The 20,055-nt window shown below is 63.3% G+C and carries 18 protein-coding genes; 12 read left to right on the forward strand and 6 right to left on the reverse strand.

The genetic code is table 11. The features are described 5' to 3' along the window. Positions 1-43: 43 nt before the first annotated feature. Entirely contained in the window at positions 44-241 is a 198-nt protein-coding gene (locus tag XH80_RS34435; RefSeq protein ID WP_271602457.1) for a hypothetical protein, read from the reverse strand. Between the two features lie 437 nt (positions 242-678). Between XH80_RS34435 and XH80_RS34440 the strand changes: the two genes are divergently transcribed. The 3 genes from XH80_RS34440 to XH80_RS34450 all read left to right on the forward strand — a co-directional run bounded on the left by XH80_RS34440 (position 679) and on the right by XH80_RS34450 (position 6,015). Next, on the forward strand, positions 679-1,734 hold the full coding sequence (locus XH80_RS34440; protein WP_271602458.1) for an HlyD family efflux transporter periplasmic adaptor subunit: 1,056 nt from the start codon (positions 679-681) through the stop codon (positions 1,732-1,734). Between the two features lie 12 nt (positions 1,735-1,746). Beyond that, complete coding sequence (locus XH80_RS34445) at positions 1,747-3,939, forward strand: glycosyltransferase (RefSeq protein ID WP_271602459.1); 2,193 nt, start codon at positions 1,747-1,749, stop codon at positions 3,937-3,939. A gap of 171 nt (positions 3,940-4,110) precedes the next feature. After that, positions 4,111-6,015: a diguanylate cyclase domain-containing protein gene (locus XH80_RS34450; RefSeq protein ID WP_271602460.1), complete on the forward strand. Its 1,905-nt coding sequence runs from the start codon at positions 4,111-4,113 to the stop codon at positions 6,013-6,015. A gap of 29 nt (positions 6,016-6,044) precedes the next feature. Here XH80_RS34450 and XH80_RS34455 read toward each other — a convergent pair whose 3' ends face one another. Continuing rightward, entirely contained in the window at positions 6,045-7,268 is a 1,224-nt protein-coding gene (locus XH80_RS34455; RefSeq protein ID WP_083513980.1) for a polyhydroxyalkanoate depolymerase, read from the reverse strand. Positions 7,269-7,390: 122 nt separating this feature from the next. Between XH80_RS34455 and XH80_RS34460 the strand changes: the two genes are divergently transcribed. Beyond that, positions 7,391-8,047: a glutathione S-transferase family protein gene (locus XH80_RS34460; protein WP_271602461.1), complete on the forward strand. Its 657-nt coding sequence runs from the start codon at positions 7,391-7,393 to the stop codon at positions 8,045-8,047. Between the two features lie 280 nt (positions 8,048-8,327). Here XH80_RS34460 and XH80_RS34465 read toward each other — a convergent pair whose 3' ends face one another. After that, complete coding sequence (locus XH80_RS34465; RefSeq protein WP_220005815.1) at positions 8,328-8,552, reverse strand: hypothetical protein; 225 nt, start codon at positions 8,550-8,552, stop codon at positions 8,328-8,330. A 193-nt stretch (positions 8,553-8,745) separates the two neighbouring features. Here XH80_RS34465 and XH80_RS34470 point away from each other — a divergent pair, with 193 nt between their 5' ends. From XH80_RS34470 to XH80_RS34490, 5 genes are all read left to right on the forward strand, one after another. Beyond that, entirely contained in the window at positions 8,746-9,093 is a 348-nt protein-coding gene (locus XH80_RS34470; protein WP_271602462.1) for a hypothetical protein, read from the forward strand. A 214-nt stretch (positions 9,094-9,307) separates the two neighbouring features. Continuing rightward, on the forward strand, positions 9,308-10,141 hold the full coding sequence (locus tag XH80_RS34475; RefSeq protein ID WP_271602463.1) for an AraC family transcriptional regulator: 834 nt from the start codon (positions 9,308-9,310) through the stop codon (positions 10,139-10,141). Positions 10,142-10,289: 148 nt separating this feature from the next. Beyond that, entirely contained in the window at positions 10,290-11,216 is a 927-nt protein-coding gene (locus tag XH80_RS34480) for an SMP-30/gluconolactonase/LRE family protein (RefSeq protein WP_271602785.1), read from the forward strand. 118 nt (positions 11,217-11,334) lie between these two features. Then, positions 11,335-11,928, forward strand: coding sequence for a GNAT family N-acetyltransferase (locus tag XH80_RS34485; RefSeq protein ID WP_271602464.1), 594 nt, complete (start codon positions 11,335-11,337; stop codon positions 11,926-11,928). A gap of 225 nt (positions 11,929-12,153) precedes the next feature. Further along, complete coding sequence (locus XH80_RS34490; RefSeq protein ID WP_271602465.1) at positions 12,154-13,809, forward strand: GMC family oxidoreductase; 1,656 nt, start codon at positions 12,154-12,156, stop codon at positions 13,807-13,809. Positions 13,810-14,769: 960 nt separating this feature from the next. Here the strand turns inward: XH80_RS34490 and XH80_RS34495 are convergent. Both XH80_RS34495 and XH80_RS34500 read right to left on the reverse strand, forming a co-directional pair. Further along, a complete protein-coding gene (locus tag XH80_RS34495; RefSeq protein WP_018641030.1) occupies positions 14,770-15,612 on the reverse strand; it encodes an AAA family ATPase in 843 nt (280 codons plus the stop codon). Positions 15,613-15,705: 93 nt separating this feature from the next. Further along, positions 15,706-15,951 (reverse strand): GlsB/YeaQ/YmgE family stress response membrane protein, encoded by a 246-nt coding sequence (locus XH80_RS34500; RefSeq protein WP_271602466.1) that lies wholly within the window; start codon positions 15,949-15,951, stop codon positions 15,706-15,708. A gap of 264 nt (positions 15,952-16,215) precedes the next feature. Here XH80_RS34500 and XH80_RS34505 point away from each other — a divergent pair, with 264 nt between their 5' ends. The 3 genes from XH80_RS34505 to sseA all read left to right on the forward strand — a co-directional run bounded on the left by XH80_RS34505 (position 16,216) and on the right by sseA (position 18,898). Beyond that, positions 16,216-17,391 (forward strand): vWA domain-containing protein, encoded by a 1,176-nt coding sequence (locus XH80_RS34505; protein ID WP_271602467.1) that lies wholly within the window; start codon positions 16,216-16,218, stop codon positions 17,389-17,391. 122 nt (positions 17,392-17,513) lie between these two features. Continuing rightward, positions 17,514-17,924: a rhodanese-like domain-containing protein gene (locus XH80_RS34510; RefSeq protein ID WP_057754161.1), complete on the forward strand. Its 411-nt coding sequence runs from the start codon at positions 17,514-17,516 to the stop codon at positions 17,922-17,924. 122 nt (positions 17,925-18,046) lie between these two features. Continuing rightward, positions 18,047-18,898: a 3-mercaptopyruvate sulfurtransferase gene (gene sseA / locus XH80_RS34515; protein WP_271602468.1), complete on the forward strand. Its 852-nt coding sequence runs from the start codon at positions 18,047-18,049 to the stop codon at positions 18,896-18,898. Positions 18,899-18,901: 3 nt separating this feature from the next. On the opposite strand, the gene XH80_RS34520 is transcribed toward sseA, so the two are convergent. Further along, positions 18,902-19,981 (reverse strand): hypothetical protein, encoded by a 1,080-nt coding sequence (locus tag XH80_RS34520; RefSeq protein ID WP_271602469.1) that lies wholly within the window; start codon positions 19,979-19,981, stop codon positions 18,902-18,904. Between the last annotated feature and the right edge of the window lie 74 nt (positions 19,982-20,055).

A 20,055-nucleotide genomic window follows, 5' to 3' on the forward strand; every position in this document is an offset into this window, starting at 1 on the left:
ATGGGGACATCGGCGCGGATCTCGATGAATCTCGGGTGCCATATCAAGCAGCACGCTCGAACCATTCGATCGGCTTGCTCTTGGCGAAGTCGTTGACCTTGGTCGTGCGTCGCCGGCGCGAGGGACGATCGCCCTCGCACCGCCGCCATTCGGTCGGTACAAGCGCCGCGCCGACTTCAAGCCGGAATAGGTCGGCATCTTGTTCTTCGCTTCGGGTGCCGTAGTTCTCCGGTTTTGACACGTATTAACCTATTGTGGTGAAACCTAGATATGCTTCTCGTGGTTGCGAGGGCGAGTCTGCTTCGGCGGCGAATTCTGATTTCGGCCAGCGGCAATGTTGTCGGATTGCTCCTTGCCTCAAGGCGCCGACTTCATGCCAACGCCCAGGCCATGCGGCGATTGTCGCCTTCGCAGCGGCAGTCGAAGCGACCAAAGCTCATTGGAGATCCAGTCGTGGTTCGCTTGCATGTCGAACGTTTCATTCGCAGCCGGATCGTTCGCCGATCCCTGGCGCTTGGGATTATCGCTCTCAGCGGATGGGCCCTGTTGCCGTATGTGACCTACCGAATCGCTCCCTCCGCCTATGTCAATGCCGAGCTTATGCGGGTGACTGCGCCGATGGCGGGTCAGCTTTCGTCAGATCTTCCACGCAAGGGTGAATATTTCGAGCACACCCGGATGGTGCCGCTGGTCGAGGCGCGTTCGCCGGATCGCAGGCACTTCATGGACCTTGACCAGCAGCTTGCCGTGTCCACCAAACGCGCCGAGCTCGCACGTCGGCAACTCGAGGAAATCGCCGAGCTCGATCGCAAGCTCCGCGAGCGCAGCGACGACTATCGTTCGGGGATGGTGACGCGCCTGAGCCACGAGATCGGTGAAACCGAAGTTGAGAAAGGCGGCTGTCTCGCTGAGGCGCGACAGCGGAACGATGTCGCGGGCCGGATGGAGAGGCTCGTGAAGCTCGGCATCAGTTCGCAGATCCGCTCCGGTGAGGCCCAGGCCTCGCAGGAGGCAACTGCAACGCGGTGCCAGATGGCCGATCAACGCCTGCAGCGCCTCAGGACGGAACTGGGGGCGGCCGAGAAGGGCATTTATCTTCGTGGCGATGCCAATGACGTGCCCTATTCTCAGCAGCAGCGCGAGCGGCTTGTCCTCCGCCGACAGGAGCTCGAGACGGACCTGTTGCAGAACAGCTCACGTGCCGCGCAGCTGGCCGCGGAAATCGCAGAGGAACGCGCTCGACTTGATCGTCTCGATCACTACGATCTGTCCTTGCCCGCGGCCCATGTGGTCTGGTCGGTCGCGGCCAGCCCGGGCTCGATGGTCACGGAAGGACAGTCGGTCTTCGACTTCGCAGATTGCGAACGGCGGTTTATCGTTGTTGAACTACCCGAGCGCGATTTCGAGAAGATCAAGGCCGGAGATGCGGCTACCGTCCGCCTGATTGGGAGCCGCGAATGGAAGACCGGCCAGATCCGGCAGGTCCGCGGATCGGCGGCGTACGGCGATGATCGGCTGCTTGCGGCTCGGGTGCCGCGGCCTGATCCCGGCAACATTACCATTGAGATATCGCTTCCGCCCAATGAGACGTCGGCCGACCGCAACGGCTCCTGCGATATCGGACGGCTGGCTGAGGTGCGCTTCGAGCGCAGAGCCGACGGCCTGCTACGATTGGTCAGCTCGAAGTTGAAATGGCTGACCGCTCGCCTGGAACTCGACCAATCGTCCCTGTGAGCGAGCTGTTCCATGCAGGCCATGACTCTGCCTTTCTCTCAGCTGTTCGCGCCGATGCTGGCCATCTTTGCCGTAATGTACCTGTTGGCGCCGACCTTCCCGGTCGCGCGCCCTTGGGCGCGTGTCGCGGTCTTCGTCGTGGTTTGGCTTGTGGTCGCCCGCTATCTCGAGTGGCGTATTTTCACCACCGTGCTGCCGGCAGGCGGGACCTGGTATCAGGTCGGCTGGATCTGGTTCTGCCTGTTCGTCGAGCTTCTGACCTTCACAGATCAGTTCATTCTCTATCTGACGTTCCTTCGCAGGACCGATCGTCGAAGCGAAGCAGATCAGCACGAGCGTCGGCTGCGCAGCCTGCCGGACGACGAGCTGCCCTCGGTGGACGTCTTTATTCCGACCTATGACGAGCCATTCGAGGTGCTGGAAAAGACGATCACGGGCGCGCTTTGTCTGGACTATCCAAACATCCAGGTCTGGGTCTTGGATGATGGTCGCAGGCCTTGGCTCAGGGCACTCTGCACGCAAAAGGGCGCCGGCTATCTCACGCGCGCCGACAACTTGAATGCCAAGGCCGGCAATATCAATCATGCGCTGACCAAGACGAGCGGCGAGTTCTTCGCGATCTTTGATGCGGACTTCGTGCCGCAGCGCAATTTCCTGATGCGCACGATGGGCTTCTTCGCTGATTCAAAGGTCGGAATCGTTCAGATCCCGCACGCCTTCTACAATGAGGACCCGATGCAGGCGAATCTCGGCCTGCACAGGGGACTGCCGGACGAACAACGGTTCTTCTTCGATTCCATCATGCCCGCGCGCGACGGCTGGGATGGTGCCTTCTGTTGTGGTTCCAACTCCGTCACGCGTCGCGCAGCACTCCGCGCGGTGGGCGATGCCTTGCCGACCCAGTCCATTACGGAAGACATCCTGTTGACGCTCGTCCTGCTGCGCAAGGGATACGTCACCCGCTATCTCTGCGAACCGCTGGCGATTGGACTGGCGCCGGAAAGCCTTGATGCCTTTTTCGTGCAGCGGCAACGCTGGGCGCGTGGCGCGATCCAGACGCTGTACCTCGCCGCCGGCCCGCTCGGCCCCGGACTGGGCTTGATGCATCGGCTTCTCTTCTTTCCGACGCATTGGCTCTCATTGGGCTTGCGGGCGCTCATGGTTGTGGTGGTTCCGATCGTGTTCATGTGGACCGGCCTGGCGCCTGTCGTCGACGTCACCCCCGAATCGGTGTTCTTTTACTTGTTTCCCGCGATCCTGGCGCTCAACGGCGGCATCTCCTGGTTTGCGCCGCACGTGCATTTTCCGCTCGCCGCTCAGGTGTCGGCGACGATCCAGAGCTTCAAGCTCCTGCCAACGGTGCTGGGGACTCTCGTCAAGCCGACGGGACATGCGTTCAGGGTGACGCCCAAGGGCGCTGCGGCGCGGCGTGCAAGTTACGCTGCGGAGATATTCTGGCCGTCGGCGATCCTGATGGCGTTGACGGTTGTCGGTGTGGTTCTGAACACGATCCCGGAATGGCGGGTGATCGATCATCCGGCGGCTCTACCGATGGTCGCCTTCTGGTCGGTCGTGAACATCATCGTGCTTTTCTTCGTCTGCATGACCTCGCTGCAGGCGCGGATGGGACGTACCGAGGAGCGTTTCGACGTCGACGAAACGGTCTTGATCCAGACCGGGACCGGCGAGCAGCTCTCCGGGCGCGTGAGCAACATCTCCCTCTCCGGCGCCGGCGTTACGCTCGGCTCCGGCATTGACTGTCCTCGCGCCGGAGAACCGCTGCGCGTGCACATCATGCAAGTGGGTTGGGTCGATGCGGTGATTGCGCAACAAAGAAGCCGGCTCATCGGGGTGCGGTTCAAATTGCCGCAGTCGCTTGAACGAGACCTGCTGATCCGCAAGCTCTTTACCGTCGCCCGTCTGAAGCGAAACGATGTCGTCGCGTGCTCGGTGAACAGGGCGATGCTCAAGAACATCTGGTCAATGGCCGCGCCGTTGCCCCATATTGTTGCAGGCGGCGCGAAGCCCGCGCCGCTCCCGCCGACCGAGCGTCTGCCGGCAGAGAGCATGGTCATTCGGCCTCAACCGCGGACAGACGATTTTGCACATCTTGCCGGAGTACGAAGCCTGCATCCGACGAGTTTCACGGAACCTGGCTTTGGCCGAGTGGCCGGCACAGTGATCGAGGCCGTCGCGCCGAGCTGATTGCCGTGTTGTCCTTCTCGTCGGACCAGTCCACGGGCCATCGATCGACGGTCAAGCCGCTCGTCGATGGCGTCAGTCTCCTTCCGGTGCTCTGCCAAAAATCTCAACCGGAACGAGCAACCATCCCTTAGCCCAAGGCGTTTACGGGCTTGAGGGTGCAGGGAGCCTCTCTTGATCGATCACCGCAGCGACCTTCGCAAAGGGCGTCCGACGCTCTGGGCCTCCGCATTCGTGGCGGCCGCTTGCCTGGCGATTGTCGCGCTCAGCGGCTGGCGCGAGTGGTCCTCGCGACAGACGCTGCTGAAGGCCTCCGAAACAGACATGGCCAATCTTGCCCGGTCGGTGACGCAACACGCGGACGATACGTTCGAACTTGCGGACACCGTTCTCAATGTGTTGGTCGGCCAACTCGAACTCGAGGGAACCAGCCCGGCGGCGATCGCCAAGATTCAGACTTTTCTTTCCCGGCGCAAAGCCGCGAACCGGATCCGCGCTGTGTTCATCTATGACGAGGCCGGGCGCAGGCTCGCAACCAGCGAGCCCGTGGATTTTGCCGGCCTCAACGACAGCGACCGCGAGTATTTCCAGCATCATCGCGCCGTGGCTGAGCGTGGAACTTTCATTGGGCCTCCGGTGAGGAGCAGGTCGGGCGGGCAATGGATCATCACAGCGTCAAGGCGCTTCAATCATCCTGACGGCAGTTTTGCCGGAGTGTCTCTTACCACGATCGATGTCGACTATTTCTTACAATTCTATCGCGGATTCGACGTTGGCCAGAACGGTTCAATTGCACTGGCGACGGCAAACGGCATTATCCTCGCGCGTAGCCCGGACAACGGATATACGGGCCGCGATCTGTCGAGTGCTCCGCTCCTCAAGATTATCCATGAGCGGCCGGCTGCGGACGTCTACTACTTCACATCGCCTCTCGACGGCGTTCGGCGTCTAAGCTTTTATCAACTCAGCAGTCGCTACCCTGTTCTCGTGGTTGCGACGGAATCGGAAGACGACGTCTTGGCCCCCTGGCGCAGAGCGGCGCTGACGCGCATGGCTGCGGTGCTGGGACTGATAGGAGGGCTCGCTGTTGCAGGGCTTTTGCTGGTGCGCCAGTTGCACCTGCGGCAGAAGATGGCCGCTGCTCTGATCGCCAAGGAGGCGGATTTTCGTCTGCTCGCGGAGCAGTCGGGAGACATGGTCATGCGCATAGCGGTTGATGGACGGATCCTCTACGCATCGCCGTCCAGCGCGCGAGTTCTCGGCTGGGCTCCGAACGAATTGGTGGATACGTCGGCCCTCGCCGGCATAAATCCGGCGGATCTGACGCGGGTTGGGGAGACGATCTCCGCGTTGATGAACGGCGAAGCGGAGGAGGCTAGAATCACTTATCGCACTCGGCATCGCGAGAAAGGCGAGGTCTGGATCGAAACCGCGCTGCGCATCGCCAGGGATGCGCAGAGTGGGGACATTAACGGCGTGGTGGCGATCTCGCGCGACATGACCGAACGTAAAGACCTGGAAGATAGGCTGGCGGCTCTCGCCAGCTCGGATGGCCTGACGGCCTTGGCAAACCGCAGACACTTCGACGAGCGGCTGGAGGCGGAATGGGACCGGGCCAGGCGCGAAGGAAGGCCTCTGTCACTGTTGCTGATGGACGCCGATCATTTCAAGAGTTTCAATGATCAGTATGGGCATCAGGCGGGCGATGCATGTCTTCGCTCGATCGCCGGGGTCCTGGCGGAGCAGGCCAGGCGGCCGGCAGACTTAGCCGCTCGGTATGGTGGTGAGGAATTCGCCTTGCTGCTACCAAATACCGACATGGGAGGATGCGAGCAGGTCGGCGAGCGAATCCGGCAGGCGATTCAGGACCTCGGCATCCTGCACGCGTTCAACGCGCCATCCAAGCAGGTCACCCTCAGTATTGGTGGCGCCACACATATGTCGTTCGACGACAAGGCGAATTGCACGTCGTTGATAGCGGCTGCGGATAAGGCGCTCTACGCCGCCAAAGAGAGCGGACGCAACCGCCTTGTGATGTCAGGACAAGTCATCGCCTGGCCCGGCTCGATACGGGCTTGAAGAGCAGCTGTAGTGCGCCGCCGCGCGCCTCACGAATTCACGTGTACGAAATCCCGCAGCAGCGGATAGATCTCGTTGTTCCAGCGCTTGCCGGAGAACACGCCGTAATGGCCGACGCCGGCCTGCATGTGGTGGACGCGGCGATAGGCGCGCACGCCGGTGCAGAGGTCCTGGGCGGCGAGCGTCTGGCCGATCGAGCAGATGTCGTCCTTCTCGCCTTCCACCGTCATCAGCCCCATGCGGCTGACGGCCCTGGTGTCGACGGGGCGGCCACGATGCATCAGCTTGCCCAGCGGCAACAGATGCTCCTGAAACACGTCGCGCACGGTCTCGATGTAGAACTCGGCCGGCAGATCCATCACCGCGAAATATTCGTCGTAGAAGGTCTTGATGGTCGCCGCCTTCTCCTTCTCGCCCTTGGCGATGTGGTTGGCGAGATCCATGTGCTGCTTGATGTGCCGCTCGAGATTCATCGACACGAAGGCGGTGAGCTGCACGAAGCCGGGATAGACTTTCCGGAATGCGCCGCGGCATTGCACCGGCACGAAGTTGATCAGGTTGCGCTCGAACCATTCGATCGGCTTGCTCTTGGCGAACTCGTTGACCTTGGTCGGCTGGATCCGCGTGTCGATCGGGCCCGCCATCAGCGTCAGCGTTGCGGGGCGCGAGGGATGGTTGCCCTCGCACATGATGGCGGCGGCCGCGAGCGCCGAGACTGACGGCTGGCAGATCGCCACCATATGTGGGCGCGGGCCGAGCTGTCCCAGGAAGTCGATCAGATGCTCGGTGTAATCGTCGAGCCCGAAGCGGCCCTCGCTGCGCGGAATGTCGCGCGGATTGTGCCAGTCGGTGATGTAGACATCGTGGTCCTGCAGCAGCGTCTTCACGGTGCCGCGCAACAGCGTGGCGAAATGGCCGGACATCGGCGCCACCAGCAGCATACGCGGCTGCTCGCTCGCGCCGTCTTTCTTGAAATGCAGCAGCGAGCCGAATGGCGTGGCGTAAGCGATCTCCTCGGTCACGCCGACCTCGCGATTGCCGACCGTCACGCTGTCGATGCCGTAGGCCGGGCGGTCATAGGTGAGGGTGGAGCGCGAGATCAGCTCCAGCGCCGCCGAGAGCCGGCCGACGGCCTGGTCCGACATCCCCTGCGGTACCAGATTGAGGAATTTCAGCGCCGAGGAGGCTCCCGCCCGCAACGGCGCCGTCAAATCCATCTGGTTCTGAAAAGCCTGATAATACATCGACATCATACTGAAGCGCCCACTTATCCGCTGCTTCCATGCAATATCGAAGCCAGACGAGACGTCGCCGCCCTCCTGGAATTGGCACGTCGCTTGCTGCGCGTTGGGTCGGAAACGTGAGGGAAGGCCCTATGGTGAAGGCGACACTGACCATCAGCAGCAAGAACTATTCATCCTGGTCGCTGCGTGGCTGGCTGCTGACGAAATTTTCCGGGCTCGATTTCGAGGAGATCATCACCGCGCCTGATGACGCATCGGCGCGTGCTGAAATCCTGTTGCTGTCGTCCTCGATCCTGGTGCCCTGCCTGCGGCACGAGGGCGCGACGGTCTGGGATACGCTCGCGATCGCCGAATATCTCAACGAGGTGATGCCGTCAGCCGGGCTGTTGCCTGATGATCGCGTTCAGCGTGCGCATTGCCGCTCCATCTGCGGCGAAATCCATTCCGGTTTCACCACGCTGCGCGCCTCGCTGCCGGTGAACCTGAAGGGGCACTTCCCCGGCTTCAAGATCTGGTCGCGCGCGCAGGCCGACATCGACCGCGTCTGGTCCATCTGGCGCGACTGCCTGGCGAAATCAGGCGGCCCGTTCCTGTTCGGCGAGAAACGCACCATGGCGGATGCGATGTACGCGCCCGTGGTGACGCGCTTCGTCACCTATGACGTCAAGCTCGAGCCGCTTCTGAAGACCTATGCCGACACCATCATGGGCATGCCCGAGATGAGGGAGTGGATCGCGGCGGCCAAGGACGAGCCGGCCGAGATCGAGGAGCTCGAGGTCGAATATTAGGCAGGCCGCGCAGCGCCTTGCCTGTTTCCGGAGCGGATGCGGCCAGCGTCCCCGCCTGCCTCTATGTCCTTGCGATGATTAACTTTTGCGGACGGTCTGCGGCGGCGGCCAGCTCGCGCGCTGGGCAGATATTGTGCGTGCCATCAGTACTTTGTCGACATCTAGCCGTGAACAGCCGCGTACGGAGCCACCAGGCTGATTCGGACGTGATTCGTTCGGGCCGCGTTCCGTTCGTTAAGGTGGAGCGCGGCGCCGTTGCATTTTGAGACAGAGGCGCCCGTCAAGCCGCGCCGGAATGTTTCACGCGCGGCACGCGCCAGCCGATGACGGTGGCTTCCACCGGGACGCCGGCCACGTGGTTCTGCCAGCGGCCCTCGACATAGCGGCAGGCGAACGGCAGTTGATACGTTCCACTGTGGTCCTCACACAGCACTTCGACCGGCAGACCAGGTGGCGGTTCTCCGGCGCCATCGAATTCAGCCAGACGTCTATCACGCGTTGCCATTCCAAAAATCTCCCCTAATCAAAGCCGCGGAAAGAGCGCCCACCTCTTCCGCGCGCGGTTTCCTGCTCCCCATCCAAAGGATCATCCGAGGGAACGTGCCAAGCTCAACGCGAGAATGCGGTGCCAGTGTGGTAGCCTCACGCGGCTCTGCGCAATCGGCGCACATTGCCGTGATCGATGATGAGGAACCTGGATGCCGCGCCGGATCGCCGCTGTTTGTTTCGCCATGTTACCGCTCGTCGCGCCTACGCGGGTCGCGGCGCAGGACGTTCCCGGCATCGAGATCTGCACGGTCGAGAAGACCATGGAGCGGCGTACCAGCTGCCTGCAGAGCAATGTCGATTTCCTCCAGAAGACCATCACCAAGCTCAATCTCGATCACCAGCAGAAACTGGATGCCGCCATGAGGCAGATCGATACGCTGAAGGTGACGCTGGCCGGTTTGCAGAAAACCATCGGCGATCTCCAGGCCGCGCAGGCGAAGCAGGCGGAGGATATGAAGAAGAAACAGGATGCGCCGCCGCCGAAGGATGCGAAGTAGGTGCCGTAGGGTGGGTTAGCCCTGCAGATGCACGAAGTGCATATGCAGGGCGTAACCCACCATGTTTCCGCAAATGCAGAACGAAGTTGGTGGATTACGCCTTCGGCTAATCCACCCTACGAGTTCCGCGCTAGCGGCACGACAGCAATCCCGATCAAGCGAGGCGCGCGGTGAGGGCGCATCATCACCCCGCTTCGAACGAGAGCCTTGAGCCATGAACCCAGCCCAGCGCGCGCTCTGGTACATCGAAAGCCATCTGGCCGAGCCGATGACGCTCGATGAGATCGCTGCGATCGGAGGCGTGTCGCGGTTCCACATGGTGCGTGCGTTTGCCGCAGCCACCGGCTTCCCGGTGATGCGCTACGTGCGGGCGCGGCGGCTGAGCGAGGCGGCGCGTCGTCTCGCCAACGGCGCGCCGGACATTCTCAGCGTCGCCCTGGAGGCGGATTACGGCTCGCACGAAGCGTTCACCCGCGCGTTCCGCGACCAGTTCGGCACCACGCCCGAAGCGGTAAGAGCGGCGACGTGCACAAGCCAGCTCAAGCTTCAGGAGCCGATCCTCATGGACTCCACGATCTCGGACACTCTCAAAGCCCCGCGTTTCGAAACCGCAAAGGCCTTCCTCGTCGCCGGCCTCGCCGAGCGCATCACCTGCGACAATGGCGCCATCATCCCCGGGATGTGGGCCCGCTTCCACCAGCAGGTCGCCGACATTCCCGGGCGCATCGGCAACGTGGCTTACGGCGTCTGCTGCAACGGCGATGATTCCGGCAATTTCGACTACATCGCCGGTGTCGAGGTTGCCGACTTCTCCGATCTGCCTCGCGGGCTCAGTCGCATCCGTATCCCCGAGCAGCGCTACGCGGTGTTCACCCACAGCGACCACGTCGCCTCGATCCGCCGCACCGTCAACGCGATCTGGAATCAATGGCTGCCGGCTTCCAGCTACAAGGCCGCCGACGCCCCCAATTTCGAGCGCTACGACGAGAAGTTCGATCCGGTCAGCGGCAATGGCGGCTTCGAGATCTGGGTGCCCATCAAAGGATAAGGCTGCAACGCAGCATTGCGCCCGCTTGCTTGGCAAGGGAGACCTGTTTTGTCATAACCGCTGGCAAAACTTGCCAGCGGGGCCCGTGCCGGACATCCCGAGCAAGCCATAACAAGCAGCCCGGAGGGTCCCGCCAATGTCCACTGCCATGTCTGACATCCGCGTTCTCGCCACCGACCTCGAATTCCCGGAAGGCCCCGTCGTGATGCCTGACGGTTCGGTCGTGCTGGTGGAAATCCGTGGCCAGCGCCTGACCCGGGTCTATCCTGATGGCCGCAAGGAGGTCGTCGCTAAGGTGCCGGGCGGGCCGAACGGCGCCGCACTTGGCCCGGACGGAAAAATCTACATCTGCAACAATGGCGGCTTCTCCTGGATTCCGACCGGCAAGATGATCATGCCGGGCCCGCAGCCGGAGGATTATCTCGGCGGGTCGATCCAGCGCGTCGATCTGCAAACGGGCAAGGTCGAGACCGTCGTGACCAAATGCGGCGCGCACGATCTGCGCGGGCCGAACGATCTCGTCTTCGACAAGCATGGCGGCCTCTGGTTCTCCGATCTCGGCAAGCGCCGTCCCCGCGAGATGGATGTCGGCGGCATGTACTATCTCAAGCCCGGCATGACCGAGATCGTCGAAATCGTGCACGGCGTGCTGCCGGCCAACGGCATTGGCCTGTCGCCGGACGAGAACACCGTCTACATCGCGGAGACGCCGACGGCCCGGCTCTGGGCCTATGAGCTCTCCGCGCCCGGCGTGCTCAAGCCGCGCGAGGCGATCTATCGCGGCGAGCGGGGCAAGCCGATCTGCGGCCTTGGCGGCTACCAGATGTTCGACTCGCTCGCGGTCGAGGCCAACGGCAATGTCTGCGTCGCCACGCTCGTCTCCGGCTGCATCTCGGTGGTCGCGCCCGACGGCGCCCTGGTCGAGCAGGTCCCGACCGGCGACCGCGTCACCACCAACATCGCCTTCGGCGGCCCCGAGCTGAAGACCGCCTATATCACGCTGTCAGGCAAGGGCGAGCTGATCGCCATGGACTGGCCGCGCAGCGGTTTGCCGTTGAATTTTCTGAATAAGTGACGATGGCGTAGTACGCCATCGTCATCCCGGGGCGGCTCGAAGAGCCGAACCCGGGATCTCGAGATTCCGGGTCTGGTCCTGCGGACCATCCCGGAATGACAACCATGAGGACGATCGAATGCCCTGGCCTGATCCCATCACCCTGCGTGGACAGCACGCCCGTCTCGAGCCGCTGTCGAAACAGCACCTTGCGGGGCTGACCGAGGCCGTGAAGGACGGCGAGCTGTCAAAGCTCTGGTACACCGCGATCCCGCTGCCCGAGAACATGGGCAAGGAGATCGACCGCCGCCTCGGCCTTCAGGCCGCTGGCTCGATGCTGCCATTCACGGTGTTCGACGCCGGCGGCAACATCGTCGGCATGACCACCTACATGAACATCGATGCCAACAACCGCCGCGTCGAGATCGGCTCGACCTGGTATGGCAAGAGCGTGCAGCGCGGCCCGCTCAACACGCAGTGCAAGCTGCTGCTGCTCACCCACGCCTTCGAGGCGCTGAACTGCATCGCGGTGGAATTCCGCACCCATTTCTTCAACCACCAGAGCCGCCGCGCCATCGAGCGTCTCGGCGCCAGGCAGGACGGCATTTTGCGCAGCCACCAGGTCGCGCCCAACGGCACGCTGCGCGACACCGTCGTGTACAGCATCACCGCCGCCGAATGGCCGACGGTGAAGGCGCATCTGGAATATCAACTCAACGACAAGCCGCGCTAGCTTTCATGCATGCTTTTCGCACCAATGCCGCCGCGGGCTCGATCACCTCTCCCATAGGGAGAGGTCGCGCCGAAGGCGCGGGTGAGGGGACCGGTCTCTCGTGGGACCTGAAGCCCTCACCCGATTTGCTGCGCAAATCGACCTCTCCCTCCGGGAGAGGTGAAGGGCGCCAGCTTCAGGCACCGATTCAATCAAGACTCATTTCGCTTTAAAGGCGCAGGCACCATGGATAGATTTGACTATGTGATCATCGGCGCTGGTTCGGCCGGTTGCGTCCTCACCTCCAGGCTCAGCGAAGATCCCAACACCAGCGTCTGCGTGCTCGAAGCGGGGCCGAACGACTGGCACCCCTACATCCATCTGCCGGCGGGTTTCATCAAGACCTTCCACATGAAGAGCATCAACTGGGCCTATCAGCAGGAGCCCGGGCCCTACACCAATGGGCGCAGCATCTACGCGCCGCGCGGCAAGACGCTCGGCGGCTCGTCCTCGATCAACGGCCACATCTACAACCGCGGCCAGCGCATGGATTTCGACACCTGGGCGCAGATGGGCAATCGCGGCTGGGGCTATGCCGACGTGCTGCCCTACTTCCGCCGGCTGGAGAAGCGGATCGGCGAAGGCGAGGACATCTATCGCGGCCGCGACGGCAACCTCATCGTCACCACGATGGACTGGCGCGATCCGCTCTGCGAGGCCTTCATGGAAGGCGCGGTCTCGCTCGGCATTCCGCGCAACCCTGACTACAACGGCAGGACCCAGGAAGGCGTCTCCTATTGCCAGCGCACCATCAACAACGGCCTGCGCGTCTCGGGTGCGACCGCTTTCCTCAAGCCGGCGATGAAGCGGCCGAACGTGCATGTGCACACCCATGCGCATGCGACCGAGATCATCTTTGAGGGCAAGCGCGCCGTCGGCGTACGCTACAGCAAGGGCGGTCGCGGCGGCACGCCGGTGGAGGTGCGCGCCAACAAGGAGGTGATCCTCGCCGGCGGCACCTATAATTCGCCGCAGCTGTTGCAGCTCTCCGGCATCGGCTCGCCCGACCTGCTGAACGCCCATGGCATCAAGGTGCGTCACGCGCTGCCGGTCGGCGAGGGGCTGCAGGACCATTACGCCCCGCGCACGGTGGCGCGGGTCAAGGACATCAAGACCATCAACGAGCTTCGCCGCGGCTGGCGGCTCTGGGTCGAGGCGATGAAATGGGCCACCGCACGCCGCGGCCTGCTCTCGCTGTCCCCGACCATGGTCTATTGCTTCTGGCACTCCGGGGAGAGCGCGGAGTCGTCCGACCTCCAGCTCACCTTCACGCCGGCAAGCTACAAGGAAGGGGTGCAGGGCCAGCTCGAGGACGAGCCCGGCATGACGGTGGCGTCCTGGCAGCAGCGCCCGGAGAGCCGCGGCTATGTCCGCATCCGCTCCAATGATCCGTTCGCGCCGCCGATCATCCAGACCAATTATCTCGATGCCGAGCTCGACCGCCGCGTCATCGTCGGCGGCATGAAGCTGGCGCGGCGGCTCTTGAAGAGCGCGCCGCTGTCGCCCTATTACGCCTATGAGGATTTCCCCGGCCCCAACGTCGTCACCGACGACGAGTTTTTGCACGCGGCAACAGAGCGGGGCACCACGACTTTCCACCCCGGCTGCACCTGCCGCATGGGCCCGGCGGACTCGACCTGGGCCGTCGTCGACGACCAGCTCCGCGTCCACGGCCTCGAAGGCCTCCGCGTCATCGACGCCTCGGTGATGCCTCGCATGATCTCGGCGAACCTCAACGCATCGACGATGATGATCGCCGACCGCGCCTCCGATTTGATCCGCGGCAAGGCCCCGATGGAAGCCGCGCGGATTCCGGAGACGGCGGTGGGAACAGCAGCGTAGGGTCGGTTAGCTAGCGGGTTGCGCGAAGCGCAATCCGCTGGCGTAACCCACCCTACGAGACGACCCGTCGGGCAAAACACCCGCCACCCCGTCAACCCCTCCGTACAAAAATATTCCGCTTTGCCGAAATTCGGATTTGTCGTATGTTTCGCCCATCCTGATCCGGCGAAGAGGGGCGGTCGTACGTCGTCACGAGCCGCGGATCGGGCTGCGGTGGACGTGGGCAGCGTCGTCGCGGATGCGGGTGGCAGGGCGGGGCGATGGATTGAGCCGAACCCCGTGAGCGACTTGCAAGCCGCGTAGTACGAACGGCGCCTCGCTCGCGTACGGCAAAACCGTGTGGTCCCGACCGTCGTCGCTACGGTCAAGTCTTGCGGATGCGGCATCAGCGTCAACCGGCGCGGTGCCGGTGACTTCCGCAAGGCGAGGGAGGCCAGAAGGAATTCGGCTCCCGGGAGAGCGCGGCATAAGCCGTCCGACCATCGCGCAGGGAAGGCCGTGTGTTCGGCTTCACCTGTATGCCGCTGTGCATTTCTCATTGCGCTACACGCGCACAGCGGACCGTGGGTGCTCAGTCGGCACCCGGCCTTCCCTGCACCCTCTGTTCTTGGGGGTGACGGAACGAAGCAAAGCTCGGGCGGGATCAGCCGCGAGGATGCGAAGGTATGTCTGCGAGTCAAAGTGCGAGCTGAACGAGCGGCGATGCTGCCTCATACTCCGTCATTGCGAGCGCAGCGAAGCAATCCAGAGTCTTTCCGCGGAAGGATTCTGGATTGCTTCGCTGCGCTCGCAATGACGATGTGGAGGTGATGGTGCGTCACACTGCACTCCCGTGCCCCGGACGCGGATATCGTAGGGTGGGCAAAGCGAAGCGTGCCCACGTGTCGTTACCGATTGGTGGGCACGGCCCGTCGCGCGTTTGCTCACCCTACGGCACCGTGAGATTCGCCGCAGCTCGCCTCACACTTCCCTTCTGCTCAAGAACGCCAGTCGCTCGAACAGGTGCACGTCCTGCTCGTTCTTCAGCAGCGCGCCGTGCAGCGGCGGGATCAGTTTGCGCGGGTCGCGTTCCCTAAGCTGCTCGACGCTCATGTCCTCGTTGAGCAGAAGCTTGAGCCAGTCCAAAAGCTCGGAGGTCGACGGCTTCTTCTTCAGGCCGGGCACCTCGCGCACCTCGAAGAAGATGCGCAAGGCTTCCTCGACCAGGCGCTTCTTGATGCCGGGGAAGTGGACGTCGACGATGCGGCCCATCGTGTCGGCATCGGGGAACTTGATGTAATGGAAGAAGCAGCGGCGGAGAAAAGCGTCCGGCAGCTCCTTCTCGTTGTTGGAGGTGATCATCATGATCGGGCGCTGCTTGGCCTTGATGGTCTCGCCGGTCTCGTAGACATGGAATTCCATGCGGTCGAGCTCGAGCAGCAAATCGTTGGGGAATTCGATGTCGGCCTTGTCGATCTCGTCGATCAGGAGCACCGGGCGCTGCTCGGCCGTGAAGGCTTCCCACAGCTTGCCGCGCTTGATGTAGTTCTTGATGTCGGACACGCGGGCATCGCCGAGCTGGCTGTCGCGCAGGCGCGACACTGCATCGTATTCGTAGAGGCCCTGCTGGGCCTTGGTGGTGGACTTGATGTGCCAGGTCAAAAGCGGCGCGTTCAACGCCTTCGCCACTTCCTCCGCCAGCACCGTCTTGCCGGTGCCGGGCTCGCCCTTCACCAGGAGCGGCCGCTCCAGCACGATCGAGGCATTGACGGCGACCTTGAGATCGTCGGTCGCAACATAGTCCTTGGTGCCGGTAAATTTCATCGCGCGTCCTTGTTGGTCGTCGGCGGGAAGAGTGCCCCGGTCGCGACATGGGAACGGCCGCACGTGGCGGCCGTTCCTGGTTCGGTCAGGCTTTCAGACCCGTCTTATCAGCGAAAGGATCACCAGCACAATCACCGCGCCGATCGTGGCATCGACGATGGAGCCGAGCGTGCCGGTCGCGAGCTCGATGTGCAGCTGCGGCAGCACCCAGCTGGCCACCAGTGCGCCGATGATACCGACGACGATGTTGCCGATCAGCCCAAATCCCGCCCCGTGGACAATCTTGCCGGCCAGCCAGCCGGCGATCGCGCCAATGATGAGCGCTGCGAGAATACCCATTGCATCATTCCCCAAAACGACCCGTTGAGGTGGTCAATTCTAGAGCAAATAGCCTCCCGGTCCATGTTGAATCGCAGGCTCGCGATTGTCCTTCACCTCTCCCCGACGGGGAAAGGTCGGATCGCGCTTGCGATCCGGGTGAGGGGGCGCAGGTCCCTCGAGGAAGCAGAACCCCTCACCCGGCACTGCGTGCCGACCTCTCCCTGTGGGAGAGATGAAGGCGCGCCCCTTGACGTTCGCCAAGCGACGGGCAATCTGTCACCCATGTTCCTGCAATTCTTCACGTCTCTGCGCGATGCGCAGGTCCCCGTCACGCTGCGCGAATACCTCACGCTGATGGAGGCGCTCGACGCTGACCTGTCGGACTATTCGGTCGAGAATTTCTACTACCTCTCGCGCGCCTCGCTGGTGAAGGACGAGCGCAATCTCGACAAGTTCGACCGTGTCTTCGGCACGGTGTTCAAGGGGCTGGAAAGCCTGCTCGACGCCATGGAGAAGGCGGAGATTCCCGAGGAATGGCTGAAGAAGCTCGCCGAAAAATACCTTTCCGAGGAAGAGAAGAAGCAGATCGAAGCCATGGGCTGGGACAAGCTCATGGAGACCTTGAAGAAGCGCCTCGAGGAGCAGAAGGGCCGCCATCAAGGCGGCTCGAAATGGATCGGCACGGCCGGCACCTCGCCGTTCGGCGCGCATGGCTACAATCCCGAAGGCGTCCGCATCGGCCAGGAGAAGAACCGCAACAACCGCGCCGTGAAGGTGTGGGACAAGCGCGAGTTCAAGGATCTCGACGGCAATGTCGAGCTCGGTATCCGCAACATCAAGGTGGCGCTGCGCCGCCTGCGCAAATTCGCGCGCACCGGCGCGCCCGACGAGCTCGATCTCGACACCACCATTCGCGAGACCGCCAATCACGGCTATCTCGACGTTCACATGCGCCCCGAGCGGCGCAATGCGGTGAAGCTGCTGGTGTTCTTCGACATCGGCGGCTCCATGGATTCGCATATCGAGCAGGTCGAGGAGCTGTTCTCGGCGGCGAAGAGCGAGTTCAAGCACATGGAGTATTTCTACTTGCACAACTGCCTCTATGAAGGCGTGTGGAAGCAGAACAAGCGCCGCTTCACCGATCGCACCCCGACCTGGGACGTGCTGCACAAATATCCGCACGACTACAAGGTCGTGTTCGTCGGCGACGCCTCGATGAGCCCTTACGAGATCATGGTGCCCGGCGGCTCGGTCGAGCATGTCAACGAGGAGCCCGGCTCGGTCTGGCTCGACCGCATCATCCGCACCTATCCGCACACGGTGTGGCTCAACCCGGTCGCGCAGAAGCACTGGGACTATTCGGAATCCACCACCATCATCAAACGCATTTTTGCCAATCGCATGTACCCGATCACGATCGAAGGTCTGGAGAATGCGATGAAGGAATTGACGCACTAGCCTCGCGTCATTCCGGGGCGCCCGAAGGGCGCACCCGGAATCCATCGGGCGGCAGAGTTAGTCGAGAAATGGATTCCGGGTTCGCGCTGCGCGCGCCCCGGAAGAGAAGAAGGGAGAACCACATGCCCCAAAACATCACCCGCGGCATCAAGCAGCTTTGCGACGAGGCCAATGCCGAGATCGAGACGCTCTCGGCCAAGGACGCCATCGAGATCTCCAAGAATGGCGACGTGGTCATCGTCGATATCAGAGATCCCCGCGAGATCGAGCGCGAGGGCCGCATTCCCGGTGCATTCTCCTGCACCCGCGGCATGCTCGAATTCTGGATCGATCCGCAGAGCCCCTACGCCAAGCCGATCTTCCAGGAGGACAAGAAGTTCGTGTTTCACTGCGCCGGCGGCCTGCGCTCCGCGCTCGCCGCCAAGACCGCGCAAGACATGGGTCTCAAGCCTGTCGCCCACATCGCCGGCGGCTTTGCCGCCTGGCGCGATGCCGGCGGACCGACGGAAGCCTGGGAGCCGAAGAAGAAGTAATTGCTCTCGTCATTCCGGGGCGTGCGCAGCACGAGCCCGGGATCCATTCATCCACCAACTCCGCGGCCCGATGGATTCCGGGTTCGCGCTTCGCGCGCCCCGGAATGACAAAGGAAACACCAATGCCGACCGATCCCCTCGTCTCCACCGAATGGCTCGCCGCCCATATCAATGATTCCAACGTCAAAGTGCTCGACGCCAGCTTCAAGCTGCCGGGCGTGCTGCCGCTGCCGAAGGATGATTATCTCGCCGCGCATCTGCCGGGTGCTGTGTTCTTCGACGTCGACGCGGTGTCCGATCATTCCAATCCGCTGCCCCACATGTATCCGAGCGCCGAGCAGTTCGGCCGCGACGTCGGCAATCTCGGCATTTCCAACGCCGATACAGTGGTGATCTACGATGCCGGCGGCTGGGTCGCCGCGCCCCGCGCGTGGTGGATGTTCCTGGCCTTCGGCCACAGCAATGTCCGCATCCTCAATGGCGGGCTGAAGAAGTGGCGCGCCGAGGGACGTGCGGTCGAGGGCGGCGAGGTCAAGCCGAAGCCTGCAAGCTTCAGGGCCAGTTACGATCCGAAGCGCGTGCGCAGCATGCAGCAGCTGATCGCCAACCTCGAAAGCCGCGCCGAGCAGGTGATCGACGCCCGCGCCGCCGATCGTTTCGAGGGCCGCGCTCCCGAGCCGCGCGCGGGCATCCGCTCCGGCCACATCCCCGGCGCGCGCAATGTGCCTTATAGCCAGCTGTTCGATGCCGCGACCGGGGTGATGAAGCCACTCGAGGATTTGCGCGCCGCCTTCACCGGTGCCGGCGTCAAGCTCGATGCGCCGATCGTCACGAGCTGCGGCTCCGGTGTCTCTGCCGGCGTGCTGACGCTCGCGCTCTATCGCCTTGGGATTACCGACACCGCTCTCTATGACGGCTCGTGGTCGGAATGGGGCCAGGAGGGCGGCCCGGCCATCGCGACCGGACCGGCGTAAGCCTTATTGGCGCGGGCGCGTGGACGCCGTGGCGAGCATCTGCTGCTGCCGCTGCTGTAGCTGCTGCTGTTGTAGCTGCTGCAGCTGCTGCTGTTGTAGCTGCTGCAGCTGCTGCTGTTGTTGTAGCTGCTGCAGCTGCCGTTGCTGGCCGAACGGATCGAGCGCCTGGTTGACCTGCTGAGGCGGCGCGCGCCGTACGATGCGGTGACGCTTCTTCGGCTTGTATGCACGCGGCTTGCTGTCTTGCTTTGCGCTGTTGGCCTTGGGCACTGCCGGCGGCGCGAGGTCGTTCAGTGCCGCCACTCTGGCCGCTGCGATGTCGCTCACGCGCGAGGCCAGCGCCGGCGTTGCGGTGCGCGGCACGTCGGTGGCGCTCGTGGCCGGGGCCGGAATCGTCATGGCGATGGAAGCCGTGGTGTCGGCCGGGGTGAGCGTGTCGGTGGGCGCGGAAGCTGCCGCCTCACTCCTGGCCGGCTCAGGAGCCTGCGCTTCGGTGGCGGACGCAGCCGGCTCTGCCACCGCCGCAACGGCGACGACCTGAGGCTCAGGCTGGGGCTCAGGCTGGACCTTGGCGTCGAGCGTCACCGCAGCCATCTGCTCGGGTCCCGTTTCGACCGCGGGCAGTCCGATGCTCGGGACCTGGTTGCTCGAGACCTGGTTGCTCGAGACCTGGCTGCTCGAGACCTGCGCGGGCATCGCAGGCGCCGCATCGTTGGCGACCGGCGCGGCGGGCTCGATGTGCAGGGCCGCAAGCACCGGCTGGGCAGGCTCGGAGGCTTGCGCGAACATCTGCTCCTGCGGGCCGTTCCGCCAGGAGGGGTTGCTGACATACTGCTCGTGGCTCGCCCGCACGAGCGCGGCGGCGCCCAGGCCGAACACCAGGATGGAGGTAGACAGCAGGATCGCGGCAAGCAGGAAGCGAAAGCCGGGAAGCATCGACGGGTTGCGAATTTCCGCCCCGGCGGCGTGTGGCCAGGGCCCATGAGCCATCTGAACGCGGTGACGGTACTGGTTGCCGCCTTCGCCACGCGGGGATTCGAGCTCAAATCGGTGGCGAATCAGGCTGATTCGACCATATCGCAACGCCTTCGCCCCGTTCCGTAAAAATCGGGGCTGATGACTCCGGCAATCTACGGCGGGGTGCGATTTTCACCCCG

Origin of the sequence: Bradyrhizobium sp. CCBAU 45384, from assembly GCF_028128665.1 — a bacterium.
Taxonomy (GTDB): domain Bacteria; phylum Pseudomonadota; class Alphaproteobacteria; order Rhizobiales; family Xanthobacteraceae; genus Bradyrhizobium; species Bradyrhizobium manausense.